This is a genomic window from Paenibacillus sp. FSL R7-0026 (assembly GCF_038004485.1).
Classification (GTDB): Bacteria; Bacillota; Bacilli; order Paenibacillales; family Paenibacillaceae; genus Paenibacillus; species Paenibacillus xylanexedens_A.
Genome location: NZ_JBBORG010000001.1, coordinates 1,122,460 through 1,137,660 on the forward strand (window position 1 = coordinate 1,122,460; position 15,201 = coordinate 1,137,660).

Genomic DNA, 15,201 nt, shown 5'->3' on the forward strand with positions numbered 1-15,201 from the left:
ATTAACTCTTTGGAGGGATGACAATGGCAAAAAATTGGTCCATTACCGGAGCACATTGTAATCACCAAGTAGATCTTACCCCACGCTCGCAATACAATGATAGCTCTTTACAACCTAAGTCCAAACATACTCCTGCTTACCATATGTTACATACTACAATAATGGACTATCACCAACATGCTCAGTATCACATCAAACTTGCGATGATCATGCGTGATCATGACCAGTTCAAAGTATGTTTGATTCTCTGCGATTGGGCTTTAACCTCTATGATCAAGGCGTTACATATCCAAAGGTATCATTCAGTACTCCTACCCAAGGAAATCACCATGAACGAAATTTTGCCGCTAGTACATACTGACACTGAACCAGGATTAGATATTGCTTTGTTCATTGGCACCATGCAACATGTGTCATCTTTAGAGGATTTCCTAAATTACCAGCCATTAGATATGAACCACATTGCAAAGCTTCTTCAACGAACGGAAGAAATATTGTGCGATTTAGCTACACGATTGAAGGACGATCCAACGGAGTTCTTTTAGGATAAGGTTTGTCATGTGATCTGATATGATATGGCGTCTGGTCAGTGAACTAATGAGGAAATATCTGGGTGGATTGGAGTTTCCAAAAAGTATGGATGGTGGAAGAGTTTTTCTTGTAACTCCGTTCTCAATATTTGTACTCTCCGAGTCCAGAAAAAACTCATTACAGATAACACGGCAGACGAAATGATTACCCGGATGCAACATGCATCCGGGATTTTTTGGGCGCTGCGAGAGGTTGATTTACAAATTGAGGCATGCCCATTCGGATGTATCCCAGTAGTTGAGTTGATTTCCCCTAGATTAGATAAGGTGGTTACCCAAAAGTCTCGGTGAGAATGGAGTAATCTTTCAATGCAGGTGAGTTTTTGGGGCGAGGCATATCGCGATCGTGATCCGATGGCCGTTTACCTTATCATATAATATAAGACTGCAAGGTTCGTTCATGATAGTTCACGTTTAATGACACGCTTTACCTATATTTTTTGATGATGTGGTGCTTAATCTTTGCTCTGTAAATGAGGCAATGCGTACAAAGTTAGTTACGAGCGTTGCAGAACTGCTTGAAAAACGATAGACCTCATCTAAGGCCTAGTCGAAGAAAAAATCATGATTAATCGCCTATTAATATCAGCGGGCCTTTTAAGTAATTGTCCACCTGGGAACGTTTCTAGTACGGCTGCTGCAAAAGCTTGCATTCGAAGAATAACTCAGAGCTCTTTTTGCTCCACGAAACTAAAACCTGCCGAGAAATCATCTTCTCTTCACTTAAACCAAATCCGTCTAATCGAAGCTTAAGTCTTTCTTCAACTGAAGTTTAAATTTGTCCTTTTGAGTTTCTTAGATTGTAAATAGAATAATAGTATTTAGTTTTGGTATTTAAATACCAAAACTAAATACTATTTGACACTATGATTATGTAGTGTTATATTTTATGTGAATTACAATAAGCCGTTTTGCAAGGGGGTTATAAAGATGCGTAACGACAAGCGGATGAATCACATTTTGAATCGTTATAATGCATTGAGGGGATATACTGCTCAGTCAGAGGTGCCTACTGCATTGTTCCTTTTAAAAAAGACAAAAGAGGCGTTTGCATCAAATACAAAAAAAACTACTGAGCAGAATTCTTATGAGATGATGCTGTCTATATCGAATAGTTATGGAATCCAAAATCCATTTCCGGATTCAAAGGCGTTTTTTGGTGCATATATAGCTATGGAGGATGGAGAGATTGATTGGGAAATATCTCTTGCATCTGCTGATCAAAAAGAGATGTTTTACATACCGAAAGTGCTAGTTTCCGAATTTGAAAAATATTTCAACCCAGACACTAAGACGGTATTAATTCCTGAAGCTGAAAAATTTGTACCGTACCTTACTGAGTTAGTTACCCAACATGATGATTGCGAGTTTTTTATAACTAGCATGGATAATGTGAGTAAAGTTATTCTCGATGAAATGTTTAAAGATCATAGAAATGTAATTGTTGAACTGACTAGTATTTATGATTATGAGTTTTCTGCAAAAAAGTTTGATTTAATTCTGGCGGTACCGGTTTTTGGAGCAAGAGAACGCGGAGAAGATAATGGAGAATTCATTTGTAGGGAATATGAAATGATCGCTGTAGAGAACTTACTCTTACATTTGAATAGTTCGGGTGTATTAGTAATTGTACTTCCAGCTAGAATAACTTTTGCTGCGGGCTCAATTAAGGACTTAAGAGATTTTATACAAAGCATGTATAAATTAGAAGAAATAGCTGAGCTACCAACTGGGATATTTGCATCTACCGCTATTAAGACCTATATGCTGACAATCACAACTGGCAGAACAGAAGATGTAATAATTAAAAGGTATGATGCTGCTACAAGCAACATCAAAAAGAATGGAATCAACGAATTGGTTCTAATTGATGATACGTTTGTTATGTTGGAAGAGTTGGTGGAAATGGGCTATTGGAATGTCGATCATATCTTTGCGATGGTGGATGAAGATTGGCAACGTTATCAGAACTCAAACATTAAAAAAAGGGAATTGGGAAATGTTGCTGAAGTTTTCCGCGGAAAGGCGATCAGCAAAAAAGATGCTAATGGTAGCATTGGAGTCGTGAATATATCGAATCTAAATGATTATGACATTGATTACGAGGGTCTTGATCACATTGAAGAGGAAGAGCGTAAAGTAGCGAATTACTTACTTCAAGCTGGGGATTTATTGTTGCCAGCACGGGGAACAGTGATTAGAATAGCAGTTTTTCAAGAACAGAAGTATCCTTGCATCGCGTCATCAAACATTATTGTAATAAGACCAAATGAACAATTGCTTTTAGGTACGTATTTAAAAGTTTTCTTAGATAGTCCAATGGGGAGCAAAGTGTTAGCAGGAAAGCAACAAGGAACCGTCGTCATCAATATCAGCTATAAAGACTTGAAAACCTTAGAAATCCCGTTGCTTAGGCTTGATGAACAAAAAATTATTGCAGAAGAATATGAACAGGAACGTACCAGGTATGTAGAAAGCATTCGTCTTGCAGAGAATAGATGGAATGAAGTAATGGATCGTCTTCAGAATACTATTATAAAGGTGTAACAATAAAATGTATTGACTTAGATGAATACGATAAGATGGAAGATTTAAATGTAGAGTGCATATGAAGATAATTGTATGTTTATACTATTTTTATAAAAAAGTATAAACATAGCACCAGAGGAGATAATTACATGCTCGGAGCTATAATTGGCGATATTGTTGGTTCCAGATTTGAATCGGACAACCATCGTTCGAAAGAGTTTGACTTTATAATATATAAGTGTTTTTTCACTCATAACTCAGTGATGTCACTAGCTATTGCTGAAGCACTTATGAGTTGTAAACAGGATTTTAAAGACTTGAGCGACCAAGCTAATAAATCTTTGCAAAGTATCGGAAGGACCTATCCGAATTGCGGGTACGAAGAGAGCTTCCATAAATGGATGTACGATGATTCTCCTAAACCATACAATAGTTTTGGTAATGGTGCCGCAACGAGAGTTAGCGCCTGTGGGTATGTAGCAAACTCCATAGAAGAAACTAAAATGCTTGCGCACATGGTAACAGCTGTAACACATAACCACCCGGAGGGGATAAAGGGCGCTGAGGCTATTGCGGTTGCAGTCTTCCTTGCTCGTAGTGGAAAAAACATCTTGGAAATTCGCGATTACATTGATAAGCATTACTATCCCATGGATTTCTCGCTTGATGGAATGAGGGAAACGTATCAATTTAACGAGACTTGCCAAGAAACAGTTCCGCAAGCACTTGTTGCATTCTTTGAGTCTTTTAATTTTGAAGACGCAATTCGGAACGCTGTCTCTATTGGTGGAGATAGTGATACTTTATCGACAATTACTGGAGGTGTGGCAGAAGCCTACTATGGAATCCCGACACATATCAGAAAGCATGCATTGACTTTTCTTGATGAGCGTCTTCTGAAGATACTACTTGAATTTGAAAACATTTATAACGCAAAGACAGAAAAGATCCAAGGCTCAAGGAGCGTCAGTATTAAAGAAAATTCTGCCAGAGCTAAGATAAAAACAGGAGGTAGAGAAGAAATGATCCGATCGGCAATGAACACTGCTGATGAAGTATTAAAGCATAGTACTTCAGAGCTTGAAGAAACAACAAGTCAGAAACTCTTTTCCCATCTTTTTGAAGCCTGCAATATATTACGTGGTCCAATAAATCAGGATGAGTATAAGAGCTATGTAACACCAATTCTCTTTTTTAAACGATTATCAGATGTTTACGATGAAGAAACACAAGCTGCTTTAGAGGAATCTGGTGGTGATGAAGAATTCGCCAGTTTTCCAGAAAACCATCGTTTCATTATTCCTGATGGATGCCATTGGCAGGACGTTCGTGAAGTTAGTGAAAACGTCGGAGTAGCAATAGTTAACGCGATGAATGGTATTGAACGAGCAAACCCAGATACACTCTATGGTGTTTTTTCTAGTTTTGACGACGCAAACTGGACTGATAAAAACAAACTGTCAGATGAACGCTTAAAGGATCTCATTGAACACATGTCGGAAATTAAAGTAGGCAATGAAAACTATTCTTCTGATGTGATGGGAGATAGTTATGAATATTTAATCAAAAAGTTTGCGGATCTTTCTAAAAAAAATGCAGGTGAATTCTATACGCCTCGGTCAGTTGTAAAATTAATGGTCAAAATTCTAGATCCGAAGCCAGGAGAGACAGTTTGTGATCCTGCTTGTGGTACTGGAGGTATGTTGATCGAAGCAATTCGGAATGTGCATGATGATAAAAGCACGTATGGCAGAATCTATGGTCAAGAGAAGAACTTAGCAACTTCAGCAATTGCAAGAATGAATTTATTTTTACATGGAGCTAGGGATTTTAAGGTTAAGCAAGGTGATACTTTGAAATCACCACTTTTCATAAATCATGGAGAATTGCAAACATTTGATTGTGTAATTGCGAATCCGCCGTTTTCGTTAAAAGCTTGGGGGGCAGATCAATTTGCTTCAGATATTTACGGTCGAAATTTATGGGGAAGCCCGTCAGATTCAAGTGCTGATTTTGCTTGGTTACAACATATGGTGAAATCAATGGATAAGAAGAATGGACGTTGTGCAGTTGTTCTTCCACAAGGCGTTCTTTTTCAGGGAGGCAGAGAGGGGGAAATCCGTAAGCAACTAATTGATTCAGACAAACTAGAATGTGTAATCACATTAGTCAGTGGATTATTTTACAGCACAGGCGTCTCAGCGTGCATTCTTATTTTAAACAATAATAAAGATCAAGAGCATAAAGAGAAAGTCTGCCTGATTGATGCGTCAAAGATTTATACTCCCCAAAGGGCACAAAACATAATGACTGAAAAAAATATTGATGAGGTTTACAATCTTTTTAAAAACTACAAATCAGTAATTGAGAAATCTAAGGTGGCGACTATTGAAGATATTAAGTCGAAAGACTACACACTCTCAATGAATAGTTATATTGAAAAAGCTCCCATTGAAACGATTAGTCCTAAAGTAGTACAGAGGGCATTTTTGTTAGCGTTAGATGAAGTTGTTGAATCAGAAAAAAAATTAAAAATCTTATTAGCAGAAGGGGGATACATTAGTGAGTGATAAAAAAATTACTTTAGATGAACTAAGGTCATATTTGTGGAACTCGGCAGTATTCTTACGAACTCATATCGATGCAGGCTCATATAAGCAATATATCTTCCCACTCCTGTTTTTCAAAAGAATTTCTGATGTGTATGACGAAGAATGTGCACAGATCCTTGAGGAATTTGACGGTGATGAGGCTGCAATCGAGTGGGAAGAGAATCATAGATTCATTGTTCCGAAAGGATTTCACTGGAAAGATGTCAGATCAGTGTCAGAAAATGTAGGCGTTGCAATTGTAGGTGCGTTTCGTGCTATTGAAAAAGCAAATCCTGAAAAATTACAAGGTGTTTTTGGGGATGGTGCTTGGACTAATAAGAATAGATTACCTGACAAATTACTTAAAGACCTTATCGAGCACTTTTCATCAAAAACGCTGAGCATGAAAAATTGTCCTGAGGACGAACTCGGACAAGGTTATGAATATTTGATTAAAAAATTTGCTGATGATAGTGGACACACTGCTCAAGAATTTTATACAAATCGTACCGTCGTTCACCTGATGACAGAAATGCTTAAACCTCAGTCTGGTGAAAGTATTTATGATCCTACCTGTGGTAGCGCAGGTATGCTTATTTCAGCCATTGCTTATTTGAAACAACAAGGACTTGAATGGAGAAATGTAAAAGCATACGGACAGGAAATCAACGCTCTTACATCTGCAATTGGCAAGATGAATTTATTTTTACACGGTTTAAAGGACTTTTATATAGTCAATGACGATACTTTAAAGAAACCTGCTTTTGTAGAGAATGGTGAACTAATGCAGTTTGATTTAGTTTTAGCTAATCCACCATATTCAATTAAACAGTGGAATAGAGAAGCATTTTCAGCTGATAAGTATGGCCGAAATTTTCTCGGGACACCGCCTCAAGGAAGAGCCGATTACGCGTTTTTTCAACACATTTTAAAGAGCCTTAATCCAAATACGGGTAGATGTGCAATTCTATTCCCACATGGTGTTTTGTTTAGGGATGAAGAAAGAGAAATGCGTGAAAAACTTGTAAAAAGTGATTTGGTGGAATGTGTAATAGGGATCGGGAAAAATCTATTTTTCAATTCACCGATGGAAGCATGTATTATCATATGTCGAACGAAAAAGGCAGATTCTCGAAAAGGAAATGTATTGTTTATTGATGCGAGACAAGAGGTAACTCGAAAAAATGCAGAGAGTTATTTGGAAGAGGATCATATACAAAAGATAGCACAGGCATATACCGAATTTAAAGTTCAAGATGGTTTTTCAGCAATTGCCCCAATAGAACAGATTATCGGATATGACAGTAAACTGAGTATCCCGCTGTATATTAGTGGATCTACTAAGGTTGAAGATAGGGAGAGGTTATATTCTGTGGAAGAGGCACTGGACGGATGGCTTGTTAGTAGTGATACTTTTAGAGAGTCTTATGAGACTTTGAAATATTTGCTTCTTGAGAATGAAGGTGATGAATCTTGATAAAATATACACTTGGTGATGTAGTAAAAGTAATATCTAAACGTGTAGATAATCCATCGAATTGTGAATACGACAAATTTGTAGGCCTTGAGCATTATGTATCGGGTGAAATTGAAATTAAAAAATATGGTGATACAAGTCTTTTGAAATCGGCTATGAAAGTTTTTAAGTCAGGTGATATTTTAATTGCCCGACGCAATGTATATTTAAAAAGAGCTTCTATTGTTAACTTTGATGGGATTACTTCTGGTGACTCTATAGTATTGCGCACTGAGGATAATTTATTAAGAAGAATTATTCCATTTATTTTAAATACTGATGATTTCTGGGGGTATGCCGAGAAGTTTTCTGATGGAACAATGTCTAAAAGATTATCCCCGAAGGTTTTACTCGAATACGAATTTAGCCTGCCTGAAAAGGACAAACAAGAAAAGCTTTCTGAGCTTTTATGGGCGTTCAATAATACAAAAGAAGCTTACAAGAAGTTGATCTACTTTACAGATGAACTTATCGAATCGAAATTTATCGAGATGTTCGGATTGCCTACTGACAATGCAAAAGGCTTCGATAAAGGAACTATTCGGGATGTTGTATCGGAAGTTAAGTACGGAACTAGTAAACCAGCTAGTGATGGTGGACAATTCCCTTATTTAAGAATGAATAATATTACCTATGACGGTAAATTGGATTTAACAGATTTAAAATTTATCGACATTTCAGAACAGGAAATTGAAAAATATATTGTTCGGAAGGGCGATATACTTTTCAATAGAACCAATAGTAAAGAACTGGTGGGGAAAACTTGTATGTTCAATTTAGATAAACCTATGATAATTGCGGGATATATAATCCGCGTGAGGGTTAACGATAAGTTATTGCCAGAATATTTGTCTACTTTTCTTAACTTGAAATATAGCAAAAATTCACTTTTTGAAATGTGCAAATCTGCGATCGGGCAAGCAAACATAAATGCACAGGAACTGCAAGATATTGAGATCATAATACCACCTGTATGCTTACAATATGAATTCTTAGATCTATTGCATCGTACAGACAAATCAAAACTTGAGCTAAAACAAGCCCTTGTAGAACTAGATGCCACCTGCAAAAAAATTATACACGAAAACATTGCATAAACTGGACTCTTTAGATTTCATTTTTGAAAATAGGAGTGAAGCTGGATGTTTAATGAAGATAACACAATTGAGGAAATGCTACTTACGACGCTCAAAAGTAATGGCTGGAAGTATATCTCGGCTGATGAATTACTACGTGAACACTCTGAGGTAATGGTTGAGACAATGGTTAAGGAGGCGCTTATTCGTCTTAATCCTTCAATTGCTGAAGAACCAGCTCGCGCCGATGAAGTTATTTATAAATTGCGTACTTTAATATTGACGGTTCAACCACATAGCCTGGTAACGCAGAATGAACTGTTTAAAAAGATGGTTTTTGAAGATAACTCCTACCCATTCGGTAAAGATGGTCGTATGATTCCGATTCGATTCTTTGGAACTATGACTAAAGATGACCTAGCCCTAAACGAATATGTTGTTACAAACCAATGGGTATATCCACAAAAAGGCAATGGAAAAAGACTTGATATCGTTCTTCTGATTAATGGATTTCCTGTGGCGATCGGCGAATTGAAAACACCTGTTCGTAATTCTATAACATGGTTAGATGCTGCTGGAGACATAGCAGCTTATGAAAAGAGCATACCAGGAATGTTTGTAACTAACATATTCAATTTTGCTACAGAAGGCAAATGTTACAGATATGGTTCAGTTTGTATGTCAGTTGGAATGTGGGGTCCATGGCATACTCCGAATCATAAAAATGAGGGAAGTCTTGCGGACGTTAAAATAAGTGTTGAAGATATGATTACACCTGAAAATGTCATGGACATTTTTCAGTTCTTTACAGTATATGCGACAGATAAAAATTATCGTAAATATAAAGTCATATGCCGTTACCAACAATTTGAGGGTGCAAACCTCATTGTGGAGCGTGTAAAGACAGGATACCCCAAACAAGGCCTCATATGGCATTTTCAGGGATCTGGTAAATCATTGCTGATGGTTTTTGCAGCACAGAAACTTAGAATGATACCTGAATTAAACAATCCAACAGTAGTTATCGTTGACGACCGAATTGACTTAGAAACGCAGATAACTGCAACATTTAACGCATCTGATATCCCTAATCTCGTCGGTCTTGGCTCAAAGGATGAATTAGAATCCTTCTTTTTGGGGGACCAGAGAAAGATTGCAATTACAACTATTTTTAGATTTGGGGATGTCGAAAAAGATCTAAACCCTAGAGACAATATTATACTTATGGTTGATGAAGCTCATAGAACTCAGGAAGGTGATCTAGGTAGTAAGATGCGTCTTGCTCTTCCAAATGCGTTTTTCTTTGGCCTTACTGGTACACCGATTAATCGAATTGAAAAAAATACGTTCAATACATTTGGTGCAATCGAGGATAAGAGTGGATATATGAGCAAGTATTCCTTCTCGGATTCAATCCGTGACAATGCAACACTACCCTTAAATTTCGAACCAGTTCCAGTTGACTTGCATGTTGATAGAGAGAAGCTTGATGCTGAGTTTGAAGCACTAACAGCGAATTTATCAAGAGAAGATAAGACAGAGTTATCGCGAAGGGTCAATATGAAAGCCATTATGTACGATCGCAAACGTATTCGAAAGGTATGCGGACATATAGCCAAACATTACCAAGATAAAATTGAACCGAATGGATACAAGGGTCAAGTTGTGTGCTATGACAGACAGTGCTGTCTTATGTATAAAGAAGAACTTGATAAATTGCTAGGCCCTGATGCAACCACAATCGTTATGGACACCAACAATGACAAGGAAGATAAATATAAAGCGTATAGACGTGATAGGAACGCAGAAGGAAAGATATTAGATAGATTTAGAGATCTTAACGATCCACTGAAGCTTGTTATAGTAACTTCAAAGCTTCTTACTGGTTTTGATGCACCTATTTTACAGGCTATGTACCTTGATAAGCCAATGAAAGATCATAACTTGCTGCAGGCCATTTGTCGTACTAACAGAACCTATGATGAAGGTAAGACACATGGTTTGATTGTTGACTACGTAGGTGTTTTTGATAATGTAGCAACAGCTTTGGACTTTGATGAATCGAGTATGAAAAAAGTCATTTCAAATATTGAAGAGGTCAAAAAGCAGATCCCTGCACTAATGCGTAAGTGCTTGAGTTATTTCATGGGAGTAGACCGTACAATAGATGGTTGGGAAGGTTTGATTGCTGCACAAGAATGTTTGCCAACTAATAAAATCAAAGACGAATTTGGAGCTGATTATAGAGTGCTCAATAGAGCGTGGGATGCGCTCTCACCAGATCCGTTTCTGAATACAATGAAATACGATTTTCAATGGTTGACAAGAGTATTCGAATCGGTGAAACCTTCTGATGGAAGAGGCGGGTTGATTTGGGCTTCTCTTGGGGCGAAAACATTGGAGTTAGTTCATGAGAATTTGCATATCGGAGAAATACATGATGATATGGAAATTCTTACAATGGATGCAGATTTAATTGATGAATTTATTGAAAAACAGAAGGATTTAAGAAAGACAACGATTAAAGTTGAAATTGATTTGGTCGCAAAAATTCGAAAACACAGTAATGATGTTAAATTTGTTAAGTTAGGAGAAAAACTTGAAAATCTCCGTGAGAAATACGAACAAGGGTTAATAACCAGTATTGAGTTCCTAAAACTGCTATTAGAACTTGCACGGGAAACAGCAGAAGCTGTAAAAGAAGTAGTGCCTGAGGAAGAAGTGGACAAAGGCAAGGCAGCATTGACAGAGCTTTTTGATGGGTTAAGAAATTCAAAGACACCAATTATTGTTGAACGAATTGTTAACGATATAGATGATATCGTTATGATTATCCGTTTCGATGGTTGGCAGGGCACAACTGCAGGAAAACAGGAAGTAAAGAGAGCCCTTCGGAGTGTAGTTTGGGTCAAATACAAGATTAAAGACAAAGAAGTCTTTGATAAAGCCTATCAATACATTGAGCAGTATTACTAATTCGAATAAGTGAAATATCAACGCCAAGTGCAGGCAGCATATTATGTTTGCGTAGACGTGTACTGGAATCCCTTGTTGCTGTGAAAATGATAGTCCCGTTACGTCTTTGTGCTTTTAAAGGCTTTGTTAAGAGAGCACTTTCTAAGAGGGCTACTTTTTCAGAGATAACGGGATATTCTTTAATTGATGATCATGATGATGAATACAATTTGTGCCGGTAGGTATGCAATAATAAGATCATTGAAAGTGAAAAGGTAAATATAGTTTTCAACAAATGAATAAAGTATAATCAAAGGCCAATTTCACTCGTAAAAGAGCAGAAATTGGCTTTTATCACACTCACATTTCAGTCAGTCACTTTACAAAATTAACCCATCAACTCCCATGGCAAATGGTATAATGGCAAAAAAGGAGATTTTGGCGCCAAGGCTTGAAGGCCCTCACAGCAGAAAGGATGTTATACCACATGCCTACATACAACAAATTGGTGCGGGACAAGATTCCGCATATTATCACATCCAGCGGTAAGGAATGCCGCACACGCATTCTGGACCCGGAGGAATATAAGCAAGAATTAAAAACAAAGCTGAGTGAAGAATCGGAAGAATACATGAGTGCAGCGAGTGATCAGGAAGCCCTAGAAGAACTGGCTGACATGCTCGAAGTGATCCGGGCGCTGGCAGAGGTACACGGTGCCAATGCGGCACAGCTTGATAAGCTGCGGGCGGACAAGGCTGAGACACGCGGTGGATTTCAGGAGAGAGTGTATCTGATCGATGTCGACAAAGCTTAACGTTAAACTCATTACAGATAACTTGGCAGACGAACTGATTGCCCGGATGCAGCATGCATCCGGGATTTATATTATGACGTCCTTTATTATGCAGTCCGGGGTGAGACTGCTGGCCCCGCACTTAAAGCGGGCGGCGGAGCGTGGGGCAGAAGTACGGATGCTTGCGGGAGACTATCTGTATATCACACAGCCGGAGGGCTTACGGGCACTGTGTGAGGTTGATCCACGAATTGAGACACGGCTGTGGCGAAGTATGGGCACTTCTTTTCACCCGAAAGCGTATCTGTTCGATCACGACAACGGGGAAGGACTGCTGATCGTTGGTTCATCGAACTTTTCGTTCACTGCGCTGAGGACGGGTTATGAATGGAATCTCGCGATGAATGCGGAGGCGGAGCCGTATACGTTTCAGATGGCGTTGGACAAGTTCATGCAGAGCTTCTACCACGAGACAACCCTGCCGGTGAACCCGGATTCGATTGAACTGTATGAGGAAGAGTACCGCAAATATCACCAGAAGAACCCGGAGATGATCCAGCGCATCACGGAGATGGAAGAAGCGGAATATGGCACAGGTTTACCGGAGGACAAAGAGGAAGAAACCGCTGAGCTGTCGCTGGTGCCGATTCAACCGCGCTTTGCACAGTTGGATGCCCTCGAAGCACTTCATGGCACGATGGAGGAGCAGTACGACAAGGCGATGGTCGTTATGGCGACCGGGCTTGGCAAAACGTATCTGGCGGGCTTCTTCGCCCAGCGGTTCCAGCGGGTGTTGTTTGTGGCGCATCGGGAAGAGATTTTGTTCCAGGCGAAGAAGTCTTTTCAACGGATCATGCCGGAGCGCAGTCATGGGATCTATAACGGGCAGTATAAGGATGGGGCGGCGGATTGTGTGTATGCTTCGATCTTTACGCTGAGTATGCAGAAGCATCGGGATGTGTTTGCCGTCGATGCATTTGATCTGATCGTGGTGGACGAATTTCATCATGCGGCGGCGAAGACATATATGTCGGTGATTGAGCATTTTCAGCCGAAGTTCCTTCTGGGCATCACGGCTACCCCGGATCGGCTGGATGGCAAGGATGTGTATGCGCTCTGTGATGGGAATGTGGCGTACCAGATGCACTTTATTGAAGCGATCCGGCGAGGTTGGCTGGCGCCATTTCAATATTACGGGGTATTCGACGATACGGATTATTCGCAGATTCGTTGGATCGGGACAAAGTATGATGAGGAACAGCTCATGGCCGTTCAATTGCAAGAGGAGCACGTAGAGACGATCTATGCAGCCTGGGTCCGGCACAAGCAGACGAGAACGATTGGCTTTTGCTCTTCGATCCGGCAGGCAGACTTTTTAGCTGCGTATTTCCGAAATCAGGGCGTTAAGGTACTTAGTTTGCATTCGCGTACAACGGACATGTCGCGGGAGGAAGCCATTTGGCAGCTTGATGCGGGTGAGCTGGAGGTTGTGCTGACGGTGGATCTGTTCAACGAAGGAACGGATATTCCACGTGTGGATACGCTATTGTTCGTGCGTCCAACCGAGTCGCTCACGGTGTTTACACAGCAGGTGGGGCGTGGTCTGCGGCTGGCGGAAGGCAAATCACATTGTGTCATCATCGACCTGATCGGAAACTACCGGAATGCGGATGTGAAGCTGAGTCTTCTGGACGTACACGGAGATGAGGAACAAAGCGGAAAAACGATGGATTCGGCTGTGCCGGAAGTTCCGGCTACCTGTGGAATTCATCTGGAGACGAAGGTGGTGAACCTACTTCAGGAACTAAGCCGCAAACGGCTGCCGCGTCGCGAGAAGCTTCATCAGGATTTTCTGGATGTGAAGCGAGAGTTGGGGCGTATTCCGACGTATCTGGAGCTGCATCTGATGGGACGTTCGAAGAGTATCGGGTACCGAAACGAATTTGGCTCCTATGTTGGATTTCTCTATTGGGCGGAGCTCCTGTCCCCGACTGAGGGAGAGGTGTACGTCCGCCATGAGGCGTGGCTACGTGATGTGGAGAAGACACTCATGAACAAAAGCTACAAAATGATCGTGCTGCTGTACATGCTGGAGCGAGGTGAAGTCCACTGGATGGACCCAATCACGCCGGGGGAGATAGCAAGGTTCTTCCATACGTACCTGACGGAGAAGGAGTACCGAAAACGGAAGGACTTTTCGGATAAAGGTAAACTTGCGCTATGGGAATGGAATGAGAAGACGGCAACGGAGATTGAGAAGTTGATAATTGAAATGCCCATGTCCAAGTGGAGTGGAGCGAAGGGCAGCATGACGCGATTCGAGGATGGCGTGTTCTCGCTGAATGTGCAGGTGAAGGGTGCGGAGGAAAAGGCGTTACTGTATCGTTGGACAAAGGCGATTTGTCAGTATCGTTTGCATGCGTATTTTGAGCGGGGGACAGGTAAGTAGAGAAGAAGCTCTTATACAGTCAGTCAATCTGAAATTTTACTTGGCAAATAAAAATTTACCAAGAAGAAAAAGCAAAAAAGCGTACCAGTGGAATAACGGTACGCTTTTTGCTTACTTGAAATTAACTTTTTGTAGTTCACTTATATTATTCGAATAGGGGAACTTAACTATTTAGACCTGTTTTTTATTAAAAAGTAGATTGTGCCAGAAACTAGTCCAGCTAAGATAAGAAGGCTAACAACGAGAATAAGAATATTATTCCACACAATATGCATTGTTGAAACCCCTTTCATAATAATTTTTAAGAGGTCAATACAAAATATACTAGATAAGTATGAAGTGAACGAACCATTTTCTGAGGAAGATACACAATATTTAAAAGAAAACTCAGTTTTAAACAATAATATAACATATATTCAAAATAAAGGGGACGTATCAGTCTTTTCGGTCTCAAAGAAATTTTTCACAGGTAACAATAAAACATTAGCTTTAACTGGTTATGTAGAATACGATAACGGATTCGGTAAAAATAGTTGGAATTTCTATATGGACGCATGGGACACAGCTGGCATAAAAAGAAACATCCGAGCTGAAGTTAAAATTGATTGTGTAGGTATTTCATGACGCTTATTATATTTGTTCAGTAGGTTGGAGTACATAGGTAATAAAAGTGAGTAATTTGTCGAAATATGAAATAATACC

9 protein-coding genes are annotated in these 15,201 nt (G+C 39.7%); all 9 read left to right on the top strand.

Translation table 11 applies throughout. The annotated features are described in order from the left end of the window. Window positions 1–23 precede the first annotated feature (23 nt). Window positions 24–545 (top strand): hypothetical protein, encoded by a 522-nt coding sequence (locus tag MKY44_RS04995; RefSeq protein ID WP_341006252.1) that lies wholly within the window; start codon window positions 24–26, stop codon window positions 543–545. A gap of 975 nt (window positions 546–1,520) precedes the next feature. After that, entirely contained in the window at window positions 1,521–3,137 is a 1,617-nt protein-coding gene (locus MKY44_RS05000; RefSeq protein WP_341006254.1) for a restriction endonuclease subunit S, read from the top strand. Between the two features lie 131 nt (window positions 3,138–3,268). Then, window positions 3,269–5,689 (top strand): N-6 DNA methylase, encoded by a 2,421-nt coding sequence (locus tag MKY44_RS05005; protein WP_341006255.1) that lies wholly within the window; start codon window positions 3,269–3,271, stop codon window positions 5,687–5,689. Then, entirely contained in the window at window positions 5,682–7,187 is a 1,506-nt protein-coding gene (locus MKY44_RS05010; protein ID WP_341006256.1) for a type I restriction-modification system subunit M, read from the top strand. The genes MKY44_RS05005 and MKY44_RS05010 overlap by 8 nt, the downstream gene beginning before the upstream one ends. Next, window positions 7,184–8,323: a restriction endonuclease subunit S gene (locus tag MKY44_RS05015; protein ID WP_341006257.1), complete on the top strand. Its 1,140-nt coding sequence runs from the start codon at window positions 7,184–7,186 to the stop codon at window positions 8,321–8,323. The genes MKY44_RS05010 and MKY44_RS05015 overlap by 4 nt, the downstream gene beginning before the upstream one ends. Before the next feature lie 45 nt (window positions 8,324–8,368). After that, window positions 8,369–11,278, top strand: a complete 2,910-nt coding sequence (locus tag MKY44_RS05020; protein WP_341006258.1) for a type I restriction endonuclease subunit R — start codon at window positions 8,369–8,371, stop codon at window positions 11,276–11,278. Between the two features lie 466 nt (window positions 11,279–11,744). Then, window positions 11,745–12,071 (top strand): nucleoside triphosphate pyrophosphohydrolase, encoded by a 327-nt coding sequence (locus MKY44_RS05025; RefSeq protein WP_341006259.1) that lies wholly within the window; start codon window positions 11,745–11,747, stop codon window positions 12,069–12,071. Next, on the top strand, window positions 12,055–14,499 hold the full coding sequence (locus MKY44_RS05030; RefSeq protein WP_341006261.1) for a DEAD/DEAH box helicase family protein: 2,445 nt from the start codon (window positions 12,055–12,057) through the stop codon (window positions 14,497–14,499). The genes MKY44_RS05025 and MKY44_RS05030 overlap by 17 nt, the downstream gene beginning before the upstream one ends. Window positions 14,500–14,700: 201 nt before the next feature. Next, window positions 14,701–15,123, top strand: a complete 423-nt coding sequence (locus MKY44_RS05035; RefSeq protein ID WP_341006263.1) for a hypothetical protein — start codon at window positions 14,701–14,703, stop codon at window positions 15,121–15,123. Window positions 15,124–15,201 lie beyond the last annotated feature (78 nt).